Source organism: Zoogloea sp. LCSB751 (assembly GCF_002028455.1).
Lineage (GTDB): Bacteria > Pseudomonadota > Gammaproteobacteria > Burkholderiales > Rhodocyclaceae > Zoogloea.
This window is the reverse complement of sequence record NZ_MWUM01000002.1, coordinates 271838-291590: the sequence shown is the minus strand read 5'-3', so window position 1 is coordinate 291590 and position 19753 is coordinate 271838. Positions and strand designations below refer to the sequence as shown.

Here is a 19753-nt window from a genome sequence, read left to right as displayed (position 1 = left end):
GTCCCCGCCAACCAATATGAGTATGGATACACCGGCAGTGCTTCCACACGACATAACAAGGAGGAGACACATGACATACCCTTTACGCCAGTCGGCCCTTGCCTTCGCGCTCAGCGGCGCCCTGCTCATGGCCGCCTGCGGCGGCGGTAGCGGCGGGGGCAGCAACAGCAGCGCAGCCCCCCTCAGCGGCTTTGCCGCCGAGGGCCTGGCAATCGCCAACCAGACCGTCACCCTCAAGGACGCCGCCGGCACAACCCGCAGGGCCGACACCGACGCCAGCGGCAACTTCAGCATCGACATCACTGGCCTGAATTACCCCTTCATGCTGCAGGTCACCGGCAGCAAGGGCGTCTGGCACGCACTGGTCACCGCCGATGACGCCGGCAAGCCTGCCAACATCAACAACGCCACCAACAGCGTCGCCCTGCTGGCGCTCGGCGTCAGCTCGGGCAATGCCCTGCAGGCGGCGTTCGCCTCGGGCAGCTTCAAGGATGTCAGCAGCGGAGCCATCGTCAACGCCGACAGCAAACTCCTCGATGCCCTCGAAGCGGAGCTCGGCAAGCGGCCCGAAAGCCTGCGCAGCACCCGCTTCACGCCCGGCACGGCGGACAGCGACGGCGACGAAACCGACCGCCTGCTGACCCTCGCCGATCTCCAGCCGAACGGCGGCGGCTTCATCACCTACAACATCCTGCCCGAACGTGTGTGGGGCGACACCTATGTCAGCCACACCTACGACGGTAACACCGACGATCTGCTGACCGGCGGCCTCGGCAAGTCAGGGCTCGGTAGCGCAAGTGCCCCGCTGTATGCCAACCCGGCCGCCCCCACCGCGGCGGAACTGCGCCGCAACGCCATCTACAACAATTACCGGGCACTGGTCGACGCCAACAAGAACACCGGCGGCTACGGCACCCTCTTCGGGCCCAATATCGACATCCATGGCAACGACACCCTCGGCGAGGGCAAGATCGGCGGCCTGGAGGCCATCGCCTACGCCGGAGACATGAGCGGCAAGCGCAAGGTGACGCTGATGGTCCAGGTCCCGGACAGCTTCGACACCGCCAATCCGTGCATCGTCACCGCCACATCATCGGGCTCCCGCGGGATATACGGCGCCATCGGCACCGCCGGAGAATGGGGCCTGAAGCACGGCTGCGCCGTCGCCTACACCGACAAAGGCAGCGGCAACGGCATGCACGATCTGACCACCGACACGGTCAATCTGATCGACGGCACCGTTGTCACCTCCGCCGCAGCCAGTAAGAAAGCCCTGTTCTCCGCCAGCCTCAGCAAGAGCGCCCTCGACGCCTTCAACCAGGCCTTTCCGAACCGCATCGCCTACAAGCACGCCCATTCCCAGCAAAACCCCGAAAAGGACTGGGGGCGCAACACCCTCGATGCGATCGGCTTCGCCTTCTACGTGCTCAACGAAAAATACGGCACCGCCGACGCCAACGGCAAGAAGCGGCGCACCATCCGGCCGGCCAGTACGCTGGTGCTCGCGTCATCCGTCTCCAACGGCGGCGGCGCGGCCTTGCTGGCGGCGGAACAGGACAAGCTCGGCCTGATCGACGGTGTCGCCGTCGGCGAACCGCAGATCCAGCCCAAGGACGTCAGTGGACTGAGCATCAAGCAGGGTAGCAATACGGTTGCCACCATCGGCAAGCCACTGCTCGATTACTTCACCTATGCCAATCTATACCAGCCCTGCGCGGCCCTCTCGACGAGCATGGCCAGCGGATCGCCGGGTGTGGCCTTCGTCGCAGCCTACGGAACGAACCGTTGCGCGGCACTCAAAGCCAAGGGCCTGCTCAACGGTGCGACGCTGCAGGAACAGGCCGACGAAGCCATTCAGAAATTGCACACCTACGGCTGGGGCAGCGAGCACGACCTCTACCATGCATCCCACCACGCCTTCGCCACCACCTCGATCGTGATCACCTACCTGAACGCTTACGGGCGTTTCAGCGTGATGGACAACATCTGCGGCTTCAGCCTGGCGACCACGGTCACAGCCGGCACAGACCTGGGCCGGGTGACGGCCACCAGCCCCCTTGTCCAGGCTGGTATCTTCGCCAGCGGCAACGGCGTCCCACCGACCGGCGGGATCAACTTGGTTTACAACGATGCCAGCGGCGGCCCGCTGCGGGATGTGCTGGCGGTCTCTCCCTCCACGGGCCTCGCCGACGGCGCACTGGATGGCGCCCTATGCGCCCGTGCGCTGGCCACCGGGGTCGATCCGGTGAATGGTGCCAGGCTCACCGGCACACAGCTCGCTCAGTCAGAACGCATCAAGCAGGGCATCGCCGAAGTCCAGGCCTCCGGCGCCCTGGGCGGCAAGCCGTCGATCATTGTGTCCGGCCGCTCGGATACACTGATCCCGGCCAATCACGCGGCCCGCGCCTACTTTGGAGCCAGCCAGAAGGTGGATGGCAGCAAGAGCCAACTGCACTATTACGAAGTCACCAACGCTCAGCACTTCGACACCTTCATCGACAATGCGCTGCTGGCAGGCTACGACTCCCGCCTGGTGCCCCTGCACGTTTACTTCAACCGGGCACTGGACCTGATGTACGCCCACCTGAAGACCGGCGCGCCGCTCCCACCGTCCCAGCTCATCCGGACCACGCCACGGGGAGGCTCCCCTGGAACCGCCCCCGCACTGACGGGGGGCAATGTACCGCCGATTTCCGCCAATCCGGCCGAAGCGGATGTCATCAGCTACAGCAACGGCACTGTCAGCGTACCCGAATAGACCGTTGATCCCATCATGCCCGCCGGCCCCTCGGGGGCTGCGCGAGTCCGGTCACGACCAACCGAGTTCGCGGATCCATGGCCCCGTACCGGCCAACAGCGCATCACGCACGTAAGGCACGGTCTCATCGGGCAAGGCACTGCGTTCAAACCAGCGCAGATCGTCGCACTTGCCCGGCTCGGCGATGCGCGGCGTCCCCGACCACCGGCCTGCCCGTAGAAAGAAATCGATCCGGTTCGTATCCGAAAGCCGATGAACCACGCCAACGACCTTGAGTTCCGCCGCGTCGATATCGATGCCCAGCTCCTCGCGCATCTCCCTGACCGCCGTATCCCGCAGGGACTCGCCCTCTTCCACGTGCCCGCCAGGGAGACTGTACAGACCATCGAAGAAGCCGGTGCCGGCACGCCGCATCAGCAGAACCCGATCCCCCTCGTCCAGCACCACATGCACGCCGGTCGGAATCCCCGCGTGACGCATTAGTGCTTGCCCGTACTACCGAATCCGCCGGCGCCCCTATCGCTTTCTTCGAAACGGTCCACCACATTGAACGCCACCTGCAGGACCGGCACGATCACCATCTGGGCAATGCGCTCCATCGGCTGGATGGTGAAGCTCTCATGGCTGCGGTTCCAGGCCGACACGAAGATCTGCCCCTGGTAGTCGGAATCGATCAGACCGACCAGGTTCCCCAGCACGATGCCGTGCTTGTGCCCCAGACCGGAGCGCGGCAGGATCATCGCCGCCAGTCCCGGGTCCGCCAGGTGGATGGCGATGCCGGTGGGGATCAGCGTGGTATGCCCCGGCGTCAGCACCACCGGCGCATCCAGACAAGCGCGCAGGTCAAGGCCGGCCGCCCCCTCGGTAGCATAGGCCGGCGGCTGCGCCTTCAAGCGTTCATCGAGGATACGGATATCGATATGGTGCATGGCGTCGCCTCGCAAGTCGTCAGTGAAAAATTTCAGAATGCTGGCAACAAGGTCGCCAGATGGGCCACGATGGCACGGGCCACGTCGGGTTTCGGCGCCTTCGGCAAGGGGTGACGCCCCTGATCGTCGAAGAGGACAACCTGATTGTCGTCCCCACCCAGGCCGTCCTGCACCAGATTGCCGACGATCAATGGCAGCTTCTTGGCCTTGCGCTTGCCTTCCGCGTACTCGTCGAGATTACGGCTCTCGGCGGCGAAGCCCACGCAGAACGGCGGCTGCGGCAGCGAGGCCACCTCGGCGAGGATGTCCGGGTTCGGCGTCAGCGTAAGGCTCAGCTCGGCACCGGACTTCTTGATCTTGTGCTCGGCCGAATTCACCGGCCGATAGTCGGCAACCGCCGCCACGCCGATGAACACGTCGGCTCCGGGCAGTGCGGCGAAGACTGCATCGCGCATCTCGAGGGCACTCCGCACCCCCACGCGTTCCACGCCGGCAGGGACGGGCAGGGACACCGGACCGCTGACCAAGGTCACTTCAGCCCCCGCCTGCGCGCAGGCCCGCGCAAGCCCATAGGCCATCTTGCCCGAGCTCGAATTGGTGATGCCACGGACCGGATCGATGGCCTCGAAGGTCGGCCCTGCCGTCATCACGATGCGCCTCCCCGCCAGCAACTTGGGCTGGAAGAAGGCAATCATGGCCTCGCACAAGGCTTCCGGTTCGAGCATGCGGCCGAGCCCCACCTCTCCGCAGGCCTGCTCGCCGGCACCCGGCCCAAGCAACTCCACTCCATCGACAAGCAGCTGCGCCGCGTTGCGCCGTGTGGCCGGGCTCTCCCACATCTGCCGGTTCATCGCCGGCGCCACCAACAGCGGGCACTCGCGGGCGAGGCAGAGGGTCGTGAGCAAATCGTCGGCCAGCCCGTTGGCCAGCTTGGCCATCACATCAGCCGTCGCCGGCGCCACGAGGATGGCATCCGCATCACGGGTCAGATCGATGTGGGCCATGTTGTTGGCCATGCGCGGATCCCACAGATCCGTCCATACCGGGTTGCCGGACAGAGCCTGGAAGGTCACCGCAGTAACGAAGCGCGCGCCACCTTCGGTCAGCACCACATGCACGTCCGCCCCGGCCTTGCCGAGCAGCCGCACCAGCTCGGCCGCCTTGTATGCTGCCACGCCGCCGGTCACGCCCAGCACCAGTTTCCTGCCCTTCAGCTCGTTCATGCCAATGGTATTATATGTTACCTACGGAAGAATGGATTGTACACCTCATGGCGATCACCGATTGGCCCGCCGACGAACGTCCGCGGGAGCGCCTGCTGGCGCACGGCGCGGCCGCCCTGTCGGACGCAGAACTGCTGGCCCTGTTCCTGCGGGTGGGCATCCGCGGCAAGAGCGCGGTCGATCTCGCACGCGACCTGCTGAAGCACTTCGGTAGCCTGTCAGCCCTGTGCAGTGCGTCGGCCTCCTCGTTCTCTGCCATCCCCGGGATGGGGCCTGCCAAGTACGCGCAATTGCAGGCCGTGCTCGAACTATCCCGACGAGCTCTGAGCGAAGAGATGGCCAAGCGCGACGTCCTCGATTCCCCATCGACCGTGCGGGACTGGCTGCGCCTGAAACTCGGACACCTTCCCCACGAAGTCTTCATGATCCTGCTCCTCGACGCCCAGAACCGCGTAATGGGATGCGAAGAACTCTTTCGCGGCACGCTCACCCAGACCTCCGTCTATCCCCGCGAAGTAGTCAAGCTGGTTCTGCAGCGCAACGCCGCAGCGGTCATCCTTGCCCACAATCATCCATCGGGCGTCAGCGAGCCCAGCCACGCCGATCAGGCCCTGACCCGCAGCCTCAGCCAGGCCCTCTCTCTCGTCGATGTACGGGTGCTCGACCATTTCATTGTCGCCGGCAACAGCCGGCCATTGTCCTTCGCTGAACGGGGCCTGCCACTCAATTGAGTACCCGGATCGTGCAAGCATTCACTTTGAAAGGCACCAAGGTATTGATTTGAGTACACATAGTTGTCTATAATCGACGGTCTTATCGAATCAAACCAGTTTGGAGCAACAAATGGCTCGCGTTTGCCAAGTGACCGGAAAAGCACCGATGGTGGGCAACAACGTTTCCCACGCAAACAACAAGACCAAGCGCCGCTTCCTGCCGAACCTGCAAAACCGCAAGTTCTGGAGCGAAGCCGAGAACCGCTGGGTGCGCCTGCGCGTATCCAATGCAGCGCTGCGCACGATTGACAAGAAGGGCATCGACGCCGTCGTCGCCGAGCTGCGCGCTCGCGGCGAAAAGGTCTAAGCCTTTTTAACCAGGAGATAAATCAAAATGGCAAAAGGCGGCCGCGAAAAGATCAAGCTCGAGTCCACCGCTGGGACCGGGCACTTCTACACCACGTCCAAGAACAAGCGCACCACCCCGAACAAGCTGGAATTCAACAAGTACGACCCCGTTGCCCGCAAGCACGTGCCGTACAAGGAAGTGAAACTCAAGTAATTGCTTCCGGCACGCGATTACCGCTTGTTGCACATTCAAAAAACCCGCCTTGAGCGGGTTTTTTGTTGCCCATATTTCCGCCCCCCTCACTCGCAACACCGGCAGCTGTCGCATTTCCGACAATACGCATCAAAAATGTGCGGAGTGCTGTCGCCCATGCACCACCCGACAGCGTGACATCACATCTTGAACACTTAACTCCCACCCACTCGTCGCCCCGAGGCGACACACGCCGTTGCCCCTAGCATGCATACTCAGGGCGAGAAACTCAGCCAGGAAACTCAAGCCCAAAAAGGAACCGCCGATGCACTGACGCGCATCGGCGGTTCAGGTCACGACGCCGAGGTGATCAACCCCGGCAGGTCGAGAGCATCAAGCGCGCTGGATGTTCGACGCTTGCTTACCCTTCGGGCCTTGAGTGACTTCGAATTGAACTTTCTCCCCTTCCTTCAGCGACTTGAAGCCGTTCATGTTGATCGCGGAAAAGTGGGCGAACAGGTCCTCGCTACCGTCATCCGGCGTAATGAAGCCGAAACCCTTGGCGTCGTTGAACCACTTAACAGTACCAGTTGCCATATTGCAAATTCCTTCTTGATTTCAGTAATACGATCCGGACATCCAGCGTGCAATCGAGTCAAGACAAGCGAGAACTTTCGAAGGCATATCTTCAAATACGCGACGCAAAAACCCGCCGCTTCAAACTTGGCGCGAACACAGTTTTGCTTTTACGTGACTTGAATCTTGCCGTCAACGCATTTGTGAACCGGCACGGTTGTTGCAATACAGCAGGCGAGTGGGTCCTATTTGTCGCATTTAATTCCTCCAAGGGGCAAAGCCTCTGTTTTTCCGCGACTTAATTCCCTCTTGCAGCGCACCACGGAAGGGCCGGTGCGCAGCCCCAGGTTCCCCTGGATGTGCGTGCCGGGTGGCTCTTGCACAATCATCGGGGTTGTTTAGAATGGTTCGCATGGTCATCAAAAAGCAGGAAGAGTCGGTACTGGATACAGAGGTCACGCGGGTCAAGCCGCCACCGCTGTTCAAAGTCATGCTCCTTAACGACGATTTCACCCCGATGGATTTCGTGGTGGCCGTGGTACAGAAATTCTTTGGGATGGACCGCGAACAAGCCACGCGGATCATGCTCAAAGTGCACAGAGAGGGCGTTGGTGTGTGCGGAGTCTTCCCGCGGGACATCGCAGCCACCAAGGTCGAGCAGGTCATCGCGTACGCACGCCAGAACCAGCACCCCCTGGCTTGCGTCATGGAGGAAAACTGAAATGATCGCGCAAGAGCTTGAAGTCAGTCTGCACATGGCCTTTGTCGAAGCCCGGCAGAAGCGCCATGAGTTCATCACCGTGGAGCACCTCCTGCTTGCGCTCCTCGACAACCCTTCAGCCGCCGAAGTGCTGCGCGCCTGCGCCGCCAAAACCGACGAGCTACGCAAGGAATTGACGAACTTCGTCAATGAGCACACCCCAAAGGTGGAAGGCACCGAGGATATCGACACGCAGCCGACCCTCGGATTCCAGCGGGTCATCCAGCGGGCCATCCTTCACGTCCAGTCTTCCGGCAAGAAGGAAGTCACTGGCGCGAACGTGCTGGTCGCGATCTTCGGGGAGAAAGACTCCCACGCCGTGTATTTCCTCCAGCGGCAGAACATCTCCCGCCTGGATGTGGTGAATTTCATCTCCCACGGCATCACCAAAACACCGCAACAAGGCGCCAATCCTTCGCGGCCGTCGGGCGACTCCGAACAGGGCGAGCAGGAACAGGAAGGCACCAGTGCCGGCGGCGCCCTCGACAACTACACGCAGAACCTCAATCAGCAGGCCTTGCTCGGCAAGATCGACCCGCTGATCGGCCGCGAAAAGGAAGTCGAGCGCGTCATCCAGACCCTGTGCCGTCGTCGCAAGAACAACCCGCTGCTGGTCGGCGAGGCCGGTGTCGGCAAGACGGCCATCGCTGAAGGCCTCGCCCGCCGCATCGTCGAAGGGCGCATCCCGGACATCCTGGCGGATGCCCAGGTGTACGCCCTCGACATGGGCGCCCTGCTGGCTGGCACCAAGTACCGCGGTGACTTCGAGCAGCGCCTGAAGGCGGTGTTGAAGCAGCTGGTCGAACACCCCAACGCGATTCTGTTCATCGACGAAATCCACACGCTGATCGGCGCAGGTGCGGCCTCGGGCGGCACCCTCGATGCATCCAACCTGCTGAAGCCGGCCCTGTCGTCGGGGCAGCTCAAATGCATCGGCGCCACCACCTACACCGAGTTCCGGCAGATCTTCGAGAAAGACCACGCCCTGTCCCGGCGTTTCCAGAAAGTGGATGTGGTCGAGCCCTCGGTGCCCGAAACCGTGGAGATCCTCAAGGGCCTCAAGTCGCGCTTCGAGCAGCACCATGGCATCAAGTACTCGGCGTCAGCATTGTCCAGCGCGGCAGAGCTGTCGGCCCGCTATATCAATGACCGTCACCTGCCCGACAAGGCCATCGACGTCATCGACGAAGCCGGTGCAGCCCAGCGCATCCTGCCCAAGTCGCGCCAGAAAAAGCTCATCGGCAAGGCCGAGATCGAGGAAATCGTCGCCAAGATCGCCCGCATCCCACCGCGCAGCGTCTCCAACGACGACCGCGCCTCGCTGAAGACCCTCGAACGCGACCTAAAGAACGTCGTATTCGGCCAGGACGCCGCCATCGAAGCCCTCGGCAAGGCCATCAAGATGTCCCGCTCTGGACTCGGCAATCCGCACAAGCCCATCGGCTCCTTCCTGTTCAGCGGCCCGACCGGCGTCGGCAAGACCGAAGTCGCCCGCCAGCTCGCCTATACGCTGGGCATTGAGCTGGTGCGCTTCGACATGTCCGAGTACATGGAACGCCACGCGGTGTCCCGGCTGATCGGCGCTCCGCCGGGCTATGTCGGTTTCGACCAGGGCGGCCTGCTCACCGAGCAGGTCAACAAGAAGCCGCACTGCGTGTTGCTGCTCGACGAGATCGAAAAGGCCCACCCGGACATCTACAACATCCTGCTGCAGGTAATGGATCACGGCACACTGACCGACAACAACGGGCGCCAAGCGGATTTCCGCAACACCATCATCATCATGACCACCAACGCTGGCGCGGAAACCATGCAGAAGGCGGTCATCGGCTTCTCCGCGAAGCGGGAGCAGGGTGATGAGATGTCCGACATCAAGCGTTTGTTCACACCGGAGTTCCGCAACCGTCTGGACGCGATCATCTCCTTCAAGAACCTGGACCACGACATCATCACCCGCGTGGTCGAAAAGTTCCTGATGCAGCTGGAAGCCCAACTGCACGAGAAGAAGGTCGAGGCCCACTTCACCGACAAGCTGCGGGACTGGCTTGGCGAGAAGGGTTTCGATCCGCTGATGGGCGCCCGTCCGATGGCCCGCCTGATCCAGGACACCATCCGCTCCGCACTGGCCGACGAGCTGTTGTTCGGTCGTCTGGCCAACGGCGGCACGGTCACAATCGACCTGGACGAGAACGGCAAGGTAAAACTCGTGTTCGAGGAAATGGCGGAAGCTACGGTATAGTTTTTCCAACTGCGCTTTGCACCCATGACGGGCGGCTGACAGGCCGCCCGTTTTATTTTCACCGCTCTGATGGAGTCAGCATGGAATTCCAGACTACCGACCTCTGCGATGGCAACGAAGGCAAGGTCCGCGCCGTCGCCCCGATGTTCCGCAGCTTTGGCGGCAAGACCCGCTTCGCCGGCCCGATCCGCACCCTGAAGGTTTTCGAGGACAACGCCCTCGTGCGCTCGACCCTCGAAACCCCGGGCAACGGCAACGTGCTCGTCGTAGACGCCGGCGGCTCCCTGCGCTGTGCAATGCTGGGTGATCAGCTCGCCCTGCTGGGCGTCAAGAACGGCTGGGCCGGCGTCGTCATGTATGGCTGCATCCGTGACTCGGGCCCGATCGCCAGCATGGACATCGGCGTCTTCGCGCTGGCCACTCACCCGATGAAGAGCATCAAGAAGGGTGCCGGCGACGTGGACATTCCCGTCACTTTCGGCGGCGCAACCTTCGTTCCGGGGCAATGGCTATACGCCGACGAAGACGGTGTGATCCTGTCGGAAACCCCATTGCTGTAAACCCGTAGAAGGAACCGCAGCGCAGCGAGGCTTCATTTCACAATCGCCGACACGGTTTCACGATATAAAAACAGGAGTTCAAGCTCCTGTTTTTATTTATAAATTTATTTCTTATATCTTATATAAGACCTATTGCTGCCATGCACGATCATCCCTATACTTTCTCCCACTGATCGACGTTTCCGAAGCGCTCCAAAGCCTACGGCAGCAGGATCAAGCGGCTCAGGAGTGAGCGCGAAGCACAGCCCGCAAGAGCAGACTTCCGCACCCCGGCTTCCCCTCCCCACTTGGTTAGAAAAGGATTACGTATGTCTCTGACTCGCGAACAGCAAATCGCCGCCCTGGAAAAAGACTGGGCCGAAAACCCCCGCTGGAAGGGCGTCAAGCGTGGTTACTCCGCCGCTGACGTCGTGCGCCTGCGTGGCAGCCTGCAGCCTGAGTACACCCTGGCCCAGCGCGGCGCCAAGGTCCTGTGGGACAAGGTGAACGGCGGCGCCAAGAAGGGCTACGTCAATGCTTTCGGCGCCATCACCGCCGGTCAAGCCATGCAACAGGCCAAGGCTGGCCTGGAAGCCGTGTATCTGTCCGGCTGGCAAGTCGCTGCCGATGGCAACACCTCCGAAACCATGTACCCGGACCAGTCGCTGTACGCCTACGACTCCGTCCCCACCATGGTTCGCCGCATCAATAACACCTTCAAGCGCGCTGACGAAATCCAGTGGTCCCGTGGCATCAACCCGGGCGACGAAGGCTTCATCGACTACTTCCTGCCGATCGTTGCTGACGCTGAAGCCGGTTTCGGTGGCGTTCTGAACGCCTTCGAACTGATGAAGAACATGATCGCTGCCGGTGCTGCCGGTGTGCACTTCGAAGACCAGCTGGCTGCCGCCAAGAAGTGTGGTCACATGGGCGGCAAGGTGCTCGTGCCGACCCGTGAAGCCGTCGAGAAGCTGATCTCCGCTCGTTTCGCTGCCGACGTCATGGGCGTTCCGACCCTGATCCTGGCTCGTACCGATGCCGAAGCAGCCAACCTGATCACCTCCGACTACGATGCCAACGACAAGCCGTTCCTGACCGGCGAGCGTACCCAGGAAGGCTTCTTCCGCGTGAAGAACGGTCTGGAGCAGTCCATCTCCCGCGGCGTGGCTTACGCTCCGTATGCTGATCTGGTCTGGTGTGAAACCGGCGTGCCCGACATCGGCTTCGCCCGCGAATTCGCCCAAGCCGTGCTGGCCGCCTGCCCGGGCAAGCTGCTGTCCTACAACTGCTCGCCGTCCTTCAACTGGAAGAAGAACCTCAACGACTCGCAGATCGCCTCCTTCCAGGAAGAACTGTCGGCCCTCGGCTACAAGTACCAGTTCATCACCCTGGCCGGTATCCACGTCAACTGGTACAACACCTTCAAGTTCGCCCACGCTTACGCTCGCGGCGAAGGCATGAAGCACTACGTTGAAATGGTTCAGGAACCGGAATTCGCCGCTCGCGAACAAGGCTACACCTTCGTGTCCCACCAGCAGGAAGTGGGTACCGGTTACTTCGACGACGTGACCACCGTGATCCAGGGCGGCTCTTCCTCCGTGAAGGCCCTGACCGGTTCCACCGAAGAAGAACAGTTCCACTAAGAAATCCGGTTGCCGGCATCCCTCGCCGGCACGCTTGGTTGAAGACCCCTGCGGGCATATGCCCCGGGGGTTTTTTCGTCTTGGCCAGGCCGGCCTGCACTCATTCAGTAAAATACTGGGGTTTACTTCAGCCCAACTCCCCATGCAATCCCTCTGGATGATCGTCGCCAGCCTGCTGTTCGCGTGCATGGGAGTGTGCGTCAAACTCGGCTCCGCGTTGTTTTCGACCGGCGAGCTGGTCTTCTACCGGGGATTCGTGGGCCTACTGATGATGGGGGTCGTGCTGCGCGTGCAAGGCACGTCCTACGCGACCCCGCACTGGCGCCTACAACTGTCCCGCGGCCTGTCCGGCACCATCGCGCTGATGTGCTATTTCTTTGCCCTCGGCATCCTGCCGCTTGCTACTGCGGTCACCCTCAACTACACCTCACCGCTCTTTGTTGCCGTGCTGCTTGCGCTGTGGTTCAAGGAACGGGTCGGCACCACCTTATTCGGCGCCGTCGGATTGGGCTTTCTCGGCGTGATCCTGCTCCTCAAGCCCACCCTGCTCCCCAGTCAGTGGCTTGGGGCGCTGAGCGGCCTGGGAGCTGGGCTGATCGCCAGCCTGGCGTATGTCAACGTCCGCGAGCTGGGGCGTGCCGGCGAACCGGAAGCCCGCACGGTGCTGTGGTTCTCCCTGATCACCAGTCTCTTCGGTCTGCCCTGGGCGCTATTCGCCGGCGGACTTCATCCCATTTCAATCGAAGGGGCGGCCATTCTGCTCGGTGTGGGTGGCTTCGGCGGTTGCGCCCAGCTCGCCATGACCCGGGCCTACCGCTACGGCAAGACGCTGGTCGCCGCCAACCTGGCTTACAGCACGGTGGTCTTTTCGAGCTTGTTCGGCGTCGCCTTATGGCAAGAGCACCTGCCCTGGACGTCCGTGCTGGCCATCAGCATCATCATTTTCAGCGGCGTTCTCGTCTCCCTGGCCTCCCGCAAGCCAACCCCCGCCCTGGAAGCCGATTGAAGCGGAACGCCGTCCGGCGCTACACTGCCGACATACAGTCAGCCCAGAAAGGAAGCAGGCGATGATCACCACCGACAACAAGGACAGCCGCATCAACGTAACTGTCTTTGGCGAGTTTACCCTGGCCGACTACAAGGAATTCGAAGAACTCGTCAATTACAAGGTGCAGTTCGAAGGCCCCGTCAGCCTCTTTTTCGATCTGCGTGAAATGACCGGCTTCACCGTGGACATGGCCCTCGAGGAACTCCGCTTCGCCCGCGCGCATGCCCATGACTTCGCACGCATCGCGATCGTCACCGACGACCAGTGGATCACCTGGAGCGCCTGGCTGTCGCAGATCTTCGTAGATGCCGAAGTCCGCGTATTCGAAGACGCAGACGATGCCGAAGCGTGGATCAGCGGCATCCCGTCGCCGGTCGCCTGACAAGGACGCCTGAGGACGCCACCACCGTGCTACCGCTTTTCACGACGCTCATCACGCCGCAGGAACTGGCCGAGTCGGCAACGCCCGCCTGGCGCATCTTCGATTGCCGTTTCGACTTGCGCAACCCAGCCTTCGGGCAACAGGCCTACGCCGACGGACATCTGCCCAACGCCCTCTTCCTCGACCTGGAAGAAGATCTGTCGGGCCCCTGTACAGGTCGTAACGGTCGCCACCCGCTGCCGGACCCGCAGCTGCTCGCCAACAAGCTGGCCGCCCGCGGGGTTTCTGACGCAACGCAGGTTGTCGCCTATGACGACGTCGGCGGCATGTTCGCCGCACGCCTGTGGTGGCTGCTGCGCTGGCTCGGGCACGACCGCGTCGCCGTGCTCAACGGCGGCCTGCAGGCGTGGACCGGCGCGTCCCATCCGCTCAGCACCACAATCCCGACGGTGCCAACGGCGCAAGCCTTTACCGTCAGGCTCCAACACACCATGAAGGTGGACGCCGACTACGTGCTCAACCATCTGCATAGTCCGGACATGCAGCTCATCGACGCACGCGCCCCCGACCGCTTCCGTGGCGAGAACGAAACCCTCGATCCGGTCGGCGGGCACATTCCTGGCGCCATCAACCGCTTCTTCAAGGACAACCTTGCCGCCGATGGCAGCTTCAAGCAGCTGTCGGAACTACAGGAAGAATTCGGCGCCCTCATCAAGGGCGGCGATGCCCACAACGTGGTGCTCCAGTGCGGCTCCGGTGTCACGGCCTGCCACAACCTGCTCGCCATGGAGGCCGTCGGCCTCGATGGTGCCAGGCTCTACGCCGGCTCCTGGAGCGAATGGTGTTCCGATCCGGCCCGGCCGGTGGCAAGCGGCCCCGCCTGATCGCGGCATCCAATCGGCCCGGCCCGGTTAAAATCATGGTTTTGCCTTCCGGCTGTACATCATGACCCAGGACGAACTCAAGCAACAGGCGGCGCTGCGCGCACTCGACTACGTGATCGAAGGCGCAGTGGTCGGCGTCGGCACCGGCTCGACAGCCAATTTCTTCATCGACGGACTGGCCGCCTTCAAGGACCGCATCGCCGGTGCCGTACCCTCCTCAGAGGCGTCGGCACGCCGCCTGGCTGCCCACGGCATCCGACTGCTCGACCTCAACGACGTCACCTCCCTGCCGGTCTATATCGACGGCGCCGACGAAATCGACCACTCCCTCGCCATGATCAAGGGTGGCGGTGGTGCCCAGACCCGCGAGAAGATCGTCGCCGCAGTGGCTGACAAGTTCATCTGCATCTGCGACGCCTCCAAGCGGGTCACCCAGCTCGGACGCTTCCCGCTACCGGTGGAAGTCATTCCAATGGCACGCGCCCAGGTCACCCGCGAGCTCACCCGCCTTGGCGGTCGGCCGGTCGTCCGGGAAGGCTTCGTCACCGACAACGGCAATCTGATCCTCGACGTGCATGACCTTGCCATCAGCGAACCGGCCGCCCTCGAGACCACAATCGACGGCATCGTCGGTGTCGTGACCAGCGGCCTATTCGCCAAACGTGGCGCCGACATCCTGCTGCTGGCCACCGCCCAAGGCGTGGAAACCTTCGCGCGAGCCTGATTGACACAAAAGGATCATCTTTCCCTGCTAGCCTTCGGCAGTTTCCATTGCCTTCACCCACAGGACTTGCCATGACCGAGCACACCTCCAAGAAGTTTGATTCCGAGCTGGAAGGAATCCGCAACCGGGTCCTCCAGATGGGGGGCATGGTCGAACTGCAGATCGTGAAGGCGATGGAAGGCCTTGCCGAAGGCGATCTGCTGCTGATCGATCAAGTGATCGAAAACGACAACCGGGTCAACATCCTGGAAATCGAGCTCGACGAAGCCTGCAACCAGGTCATCGCCAAGCGCCAGCCGACGGCCGTCGACCTGCGCATGATCAGCACTGTGCAGAAGACCATCACCGACCTGGAGCGGATTGGCGACGAGGCCAAGAAGATTGCCAAGACGGCCAAGCAGCTTCACACCGGCGGCTCCTCATTCATGCCACAGATCCGCCTCGGCCACATCGCCGACGCAGTGGTGGACATGCTGCGCACCGCGCTGGATGCCTACGCGCGCCTCGACACCGTAGCTGCAGCCCAGGTGGTGCGCCAGGACAAGGAAGTGGATGCCGAGTTCAAGGGCATCATGCGCCAGCTGATCACCTACATGATGGAAGATCCGCGCACCATCTCCCAGGCCATCGAGCTGATGTTCGTGGCCAAATCGGTGGAGCGCATCGGCGATCACGCCAAGAACATTGCCGAATACGTGGTGTACATGGTCAAGGGGCGTGACGTCCGCCACACCAGCCTCGAAGAGATCGAGCGCGAAGCCACCCGCTGAGGGCTGGCCGAACCTCGAAGGCGAGCCCGGGGCATCACTACCCGGGCTCCAGCTTGCCTTGCGGCAGAACACAAGTCTTACGGCAGCGCGGAGAGAAGGGAGCGGACTGTTAAAATCGGTCCACTTTCCGATTGCGGACCTACCGACACCATGCCGCTCAAGTTCGAACTCCTGCAGGCTGACGACTATTCCCGTTATCTGCTGCGCGGGAAGACAGACATTCTCTACAACCTGCGCGGACTCCTGCACAAGCGCGCAATGCTGAGCGCCTTCATCGACGCCAGCGCGGACTCCTTCCTGACCGCCATCCTGGCGATCACACCGGATGAACGCCACCTGATTCTCGACTCGACCAACGACGAAGCCCTCAATCAACGGGTGGGCTCGGCCGAACAGCTGATCTGCGTCACCCAGCTCGACAAGGTCAAGATCCAGTTTGCCGCACGCCAGATAGAACGTTTTCCCTTCGAAGGGCACGAGGCTTTCCGGGTCCCCGTACCCGATGTCCTGCTGCGCTTGCAGCGACGCGAGTACTTCCGCCTGACCACACCGAGCAATCACGGCCTGTCATGCCTGATCCCGGTAGGCGAGGCGGAAAGCGACAAGATGGTCTCGCTGGAAGCCAGCGTACTCGACATCAGTGGTGGGGGGCTCGCGGTCGTGATTCCCCCCAACGGCGTACACTTTACCGCCGACATGGAATTCCATGACTGCCGCCTGATGCTGCCGGAGATTGGCCCGATTGCCGCCTCCCTGCGGGTTCGCAACGTCTTCCGCATCACCAATCGGGATGGCAGCATCACCGTGCGTGCCGGCTGTGAGTTCATCAACCTGCCCAGCAACATGGCATCCACAATCCAGCGCTACATCCTGAAAGCCGAACGGGAACGCAACGCGCGGGAACGCCAACATCTCTGATGCCCGTGCCCCACAAACGAAAAAGCCGGCAATGCCGGCTTTTTTCATTCAATCCATACGCCCTGTCAGACCGACATGTTCATGATGTCCTGATAGGCGGTGACCAGCTTGTTGCGAACCTGCACCATCTGCTGGAAGGACAGGTTGGCCTTCTGCAGATTGACCATGACGTCCTGAAGATTGACGTTCGGGTCACCGGACGAGAAGCCCTTGGCCATTTCCTGAGCCTGCATCTGGGCCGAACTGACCTGATCGATCGCGCTCTGCAGGACCTGTCCGAAATCCGTCTCGCCAGCCGCGCTCGCCGCCTGGGCAGGCTTGCCCGACGCCACCTGTGACGTGGCGCGCAGCTCCGACAACATCTGATCGATCCCGCGGGTATCCATGGTTCGGCTCCTTTTTCTCCACTATAGCAGAGCAAAGCACGTGCCAAGCGACGGGCACCCACCTCAGTCGCTGAAAAGCCCCTCTTCCCGGTACTGCTGGAGCTTGTAACGCAGGGTCCGTTCGGAGATGCCGAGCTGCGCCACGGCTCGCTTGCGCGACCCACCCACCTCCTTGAGCACCTGCAGGATGTGCTCCCGCTCCAGATCCTTCATGTTGGCCGGGCGGGGCGCCTCCTTGTGCATCGGCGCCATTTCAGCGGCAGAATTTGCCACTTCACCGGCAAAGACCACCGGCAAAACGGGAGGGGGCGGCACCAAACGTACCGGCTCGCCATTCCAGTGCGGAAGACACAGGCGGATCGTATCCGCAGATACCGCCTCGCCGCCGCTGAGAATCAAGGCCCGCTGCACGGTGTTTTCCAGCTCCCGCACGTTGCCCGGCCAATGATAGGTGACCAGCACCGACTCCGCCTCCGGCGACAGGCGCGCGGTGCGCTTCAGGCGCTCACCGTGCATCGTCGCAAAGTGACGGGCCAATGGGATGATGTCGCCGGGACGCTCGCGCAGGGACGGGATCTGCAGCGGAAAGACATTGAGTCGATAGAACAGGTCTTCCCGGAAACGTCCTGCCGCCACCTCCTTGGTCATGTCCCGGTTGGTGGTGGCCAACACACGGATATCGAGGGCGATCGCCTTCTTGCCGCCGACCCGCTCCACCTCCCGCTCCTGCAGCACCCGCAGCAGCTTGGCCTGCAAACCCAGCGGCATCTCGGAAATCTCGTCGAGCAGCAGCGTGCCGCCCTCGGCCTGTTCGAACTTGCCGGCCTGGGAGGTGGCCGCGCCTGTGAAGGCCCCCTTCTCGTGGCCGAACAAGGTCGCCTCCAGCAGGGAATCGGGAATCGCGGCGCAGTTGATGGCCACAAAAGGGCCGTTGCGGCGCGGCGAGTGTTCGTGGAGGTAACGAGCGAAGACCTCCTTGCCGGTTCCCGACTCACCGTTCAGGAGCACCGTTGCATCGGTTTCGGCCACTTTGTCAGCCAGCGCGAGGAGCTTGCGGGTATGCGGATCGGCCGCAATCATCCCCTCTTCCTGATGGGTCCGCGCGTAGCGCTGCACGTGATCCAGCAGCACCCTGGGCTCGAAGGGCTTCATCAGGAAATCGCAGGCACCGCCGCGCATCGCATCCACCGCTTTTCCCACATCACCGAAGGCAGTCATGAGCAGCACCGGCAGTTGGGGCAGGCGCTGGCGCAGTTCGGCCAGCAACTGCAGGCCATCCATCGGTTGCATCTTCAGATCGGACAAGACCAGGTTGAAGGCCTGCAGCTCCACTTCGGCCAGCGCAGCCGGCCCGTCACCGACACCGGTGACCTTGTGACCGGCGACTTCCAGCGTCAAGCACACCGCATCGCGCAGGGGAGCATCATCTTCGACGACCAGGATGTTCAGGGTATCGGGCATTGGACTTTTCTCTAAAACTGGGGTGCGACAGGGCGTCAGCCGCCTGTGGCGAGGGTCAGGGTGAAGGTGGTGCCACGGCCTGGCTCGGACTGGATGCCGATGTCACCACCATGGGCACGAGCCACTCCCCGTGCGATCGCCAGACCCAATCCCGTACCATCGGGTCGAGTTGTAAAAAACGGCTCGAAGAGCCTTGACTGAAGAGCGGGATCGATCCCCTTGCCGGTATCGGTCACGCTGAAGCGCACCAGCCCTCCGTCCAGCGCGGCGTCGAAGCGGACACGCCCGCCCGCCTCGGTGGCCTGCACGGCATTCTCCAGAAGGTTGGTCAGTGCCCCCACGATAGCCTTGCGGTCGCCCACCACCTGAGAGGCACCGCAATCGCAGGCCGGCTCGAAGCCCAGTCCCTTGGCGCGGGCCACCGGCTCCAGCGTCTGCGCCAGCTCGGCCACCAGGTCACAGATGGCGAAGGGCTCGCGCCCCAGAGTCTCGCCGCGCGCAAACAACAACATGTCGCGGATCAGCTTTTCCAGATGCCGGAGCCGCTCGATGGCCCGGTTGCCGATCCGCTCCCGGTCGGCCGGCCCCATCTCCTGCTGGACCATCGTGGCGGTATACAGAAGCGCCGCAGACAGCGGCGTACGCAGCTGGTGGGCCAGTCCCGCCACCATTTCACCCATTGCCGCCAACCGTTCCTGGCGTTCGGCGGCCAGTCGCATACGGTGGGCCTCGGTGACATCGGTCAGCAAAACGATGTGGCCGTCACCGGACTCCAGGGGGGCATCGACGCGGGTGACCCGCAGGGTGTCGGTCCCGCAGGCGAGCTGCCACTCGCCCGGCGTCTCGGTGGCCATCAGGCGAGTGGCGCAAAACGCTTCCCACAGGACACCGGCCAGCGAAGTCGCGAACATCGCCTCCACGACCCGGTTGGCCTGCACCACCCGTCCCTCCCGGTCGAGGACCACTACGCCGGCCGGCAAGGCCCCCATCAGCACGCTGAGGCGCTCGGTCAGCTGACCAACCTGGGTCTGCAGGCCGGCATAGGCACCGGTCAGCGCCTCCGAGGCCTCACTGAACTGGCGAAAGGCTTCGGCCAGCTGACGGGCATCGAGACGGTCATCGGTGGCAGGCAAGGTCATGAGTAATCCGGGGCGTAATTCACCGCTTCGCAGCTTAGGCCTCCCTCGCGCACGGCAAGGCGGCAAATAGGCGGCAAAAACCGCCGCTTATCGCTGCCTTAAAATGCCTTTAGTGAAGGA

At 62.6% G+C, this 19753-nt stretch carries 21 protein-coding genes; 14 read left to right on the top strand and 7 right to left on the bottom strand.

Annotated elements, in window-relative coordinates; genetic code table 11:
* The first annotated feature begins 70 nt into the window (after window positions 1-70).
* Complete coding sequence (locus tag B4920_RS04240; RefSeq protein ID WP_216819743.1) at window positions 71-2758, top strand: D-(-)-3-hydroxybutyrate oligomer hydrolase; 2688 nt, start codon at window positions 71-73, stop codon at window positions 2756-2758.
* A gap of 51 nt (window positions 2759-2809) precedes the next feature.
* Here B4920_RS04240 and B4920_RS04235 read toward each other — a convergent pair whose 3' ends face one another.
* The 3 genes from B4920_RS04235 to coaBC are packed head-to-tail and all read right to left on the bottom strand — an operon-like array spanning window position 2810 to window position 4910.
* Window positions 2810-3238 carry an NUDIX domain-containing protein gene (locus B4920_RS04235; RefSeq protein ID WP_079433365.1) on the bottom strand — a complete coding sequence of 143 codons (429 nt, stop codon included), beginning with the start codon at window positions 3236-3238 and terminating at the stop codon, window positions 2810-2812.
* Window positions 3238-3687, bottom strand: a complete 450-nt coding sequence (gene dut, locus B4920_RS04230) for a dUTP diphosphatase (RefSeq protein WP_079433364.1) — start codon at window positions 3685-3687, stop codon at window positions 3238-3240. The genes B4920_RS04235 and dut overlap by 1 nt, the downstream gene beginning before the upstream one ends.
* Window positions 3688-3719: 32 nt before the next feature.
* Window positions 3720-4910: a bifunctional phosphopantothenoylcysteine decarboxylase/phosphopantothenate--cysteine ligase CoaBC gene (gene coaBC, locus B4920_RS04225; protein WP_079433363.1), complete on the bottom strand. Its 1191-nt coding sequence runs from the start codon at window positions 4908-4910 to the stop codon at window positions 3720-3722.
* 47 nt (window positions 4911-4957) lie between these two features.
* Here coaBC and radC point away from each other — a divergent pair, with 47 nt between their 5' ends.
* The 3 genes from radC (at window position 4958) to rpmG (ending at window position 6185) form a co-directional block, all read left to right on the top strand.
* Complete coding sequence (radC, locus tag B4920_RS04220) at window positions 4958-5641, top strand: DNA repair protein RadC (RefSeq protein WP_079433362.1); 684 nt, start codon at window positions 4958-4960, stop codon at window positions 5639-5641.
* A 112-nt stretch (window positions 5642-5753) separates the two neighbouring features.
* On the top strand, window positions 5754-5990 hold the full coding sequence (rpmB, locus tag B4920_RS04215) for a 50S ribosomal protein L28 (protein ID WP_079433361.1): 237 nt from the start codon (window positions 5754-5756) through the stop codon (window positions 5988-5990).
* A gap of 27 nt (window positions 5991-6017) precedes the next feature.
* A complete protein-coding gene (rpmG, locus tag B4920_RS04210; protein WP_015434855.1) occupies window positions 6018-6185 on the top strand; it encodes a 50S ribosomal protein L33 in 168 nt (55 codons plus the stop codon).
* A 372-nt stretch (window positions 6186-6557) separates the two neighbouring features.
* Here rpmG and B4920_RS04205 read toward each other — a convergent pair whose 3' ends face one another.
* Window positions 6558-6761, bottom strand: a complete 204-nt coding sequence (locus tag B4920_RS04205) for a cold-shock protein (RefSeq protein ID WP_079433360.1) — start codon at window positions 6759-6761, stop codon at window positions 6558-6560.
* Between the two features lie 391 nt (window positions 6762-7152).
* Between B4920_RS04205 and clpS the strand changes: the two genes are divergently transcribed.
* From clpS to B4920_RS04155, 10 genes are all read left to right on the top strand, one after another.
* Entirely contained in the window at window positions 7153-7461 is a 309-nt protein-coding gene (gene clpS, locus B4920_RS04200) for an ATP-dependent Clp protease adapter ClpS (RefSeq protein ID WP_079433359.1), read from the top strand.
* A gap of 1 nt (window position 7462) precedes the next feature.
* Window positions 7463-9739 (top strand): ATP-dependent Clp protease ATP-binding subunit ClpA, encoded by a 2277-nt coding sequence (gene clpA, locus B4920_RS04195; RefSeq protein ID WP_079433358.1) that lies wholly within the window; start codon window positions 7463-7465, stop codon window positions 9737-9739.
* 80 nt (window positions 9740-9819) lie between these two features.
* Window positions 9820-10299, top strand: coding sequence for a ribonuclease E activity regulator RraA (rraA, locus tag B4920_RS04190; RefSeq protein ID WP_079433357.1), 480 nt, complete (start codon window positions 9820-9822; stop codon window positions 10297-10299).
* Window positions 10300-10607: 308 nt separating this feature from the next.
* The gene (aceA, locus tag B4920_RS04185) at window positions 10608-11921 is read left to right on the top strand and encodes an isocitrate lyase (RefSeq protein WP_079433356.1); all 1314 of its coding nucleotides are present in this window, start codon (window positions 10608-10610) and stop codon (window positions 11919-11921) included.
* A gap of 142 nt (window positions 11922-12063) precedes the next feature.
* Window positions 12064-12927: a DMT family transporter gene (locus B4920_RS04180; protein WP_079433355.1), complete on the top strand. Its 864-nt coding sequence runs from the start codon at window positions 12064-12066 to the stop codon at window positions 12925-12927.
* Between the two features lie 61 nt (window positions 12928-12988).
* The gene (locus B4920_RS04175) at window positions 12989-13351 is read left to right on the top strand and encodes an STAS/SEC14 domain-containing protein (RefSeq protein ID WP_079433354.1); all 363 of its coding nucleotides are present in this window, start codon (window positions 12989-12991) and stop codon (window positions 13349-13351) included.
* 26 nt (window positions 13352-13377) lie between these two features.
* Window positions 13378-14235, top strand: coding sequence for a sulfurtransferase (locus tag B4920_RS04170; RefSeq protein ID WP_079433353.1), 858 nt, complete (start codon window positions 13378-13380; stop codon window positions 14233-14235).
* 61 nt (window positions 14236-14296) lie between these two features.
* Window positions 14297-14959, top strand: a complete 663-nt coding sequence (rpiA, locus tag B4920_RS04165) for a ribose-5-phosphate isomerase RpiA (RefSeq protein WP_079433352.1) — start codon at window positions 14297-14299, stop codon at window positions 14957-14959.
* Between the two features lie 71 nt (window positions 14960-15030).
* On the top strand, window positions 15031-15729 hold the full coding sequence (gene phoU, locus B4920_RS04160; RefSeq protein WP_079433351.1) for a phosphate signaling complex protein PhoU: 699 nt from the start codon (window positions 15031-15033) through the stop codon (window positions 15727-15729).
* A 150-nt stretch (window positions 15730-15879) separates the two neighbouring features.
* The gene (locus B4920_RS04155) at window positions 15880-16647 is read left to right on the top strand and encodes a flagellar brake protein (RefSeq protein ID WP_079433350.1); all 768 of its coding nucleotides are present in this window, start codon (window positions 15880-15882) and stop codon (window positions 16645-16647) included.
* A 65-nt stretch (window positions 16648-16712) separates the two neighbouring features.
* Here the strand turns inward: B4920_RS04155 and fliE are convergent, their stop codons facing one another.
* From fliE to B4920_RS04140, 3 genes are all read right to left on the bottom strand, one after another.
* The gene (gene fliE, locus B4920_RS04150; RefSeq protein ID WP_079433349.1) at window positions 16713-17033 is read right to left on the bottom strand and encodes a flagellar hook-basal body complex protein FliE; all 321 of its coding nucleotides are present in this window, start codon (window positions 17031-17033) and stop codon (window positions 16713-16715) included.
* Window positions 17034-17096: 63 nt separating this feature from the next.
* The gene (locus B4920_RS04145; protein WP_079433348.1) at window positions 17097-18494 is read right to left on the bottom strand and encodes a sigma-54 dependent transcriptional regulator; all 1398 of its coding nucleotides are present in this window, start codon (window positions 18492-18494) and stop codon (window positions 17097-17099) included.
* Between the two features lie 35 nt (window positions 18495-18529).
* Entirely contained in the window at window positions 18530-19633 is a 1104-nt protein-coding gene (locus tag B4920_RS04140; protein WP_079433347.1) for a PAS domain-containing sensor histidine kinase, read from the bottom strand.
* Between the last annotated feature and the right edge of the window lie 120 nt (window positions 19634-19753).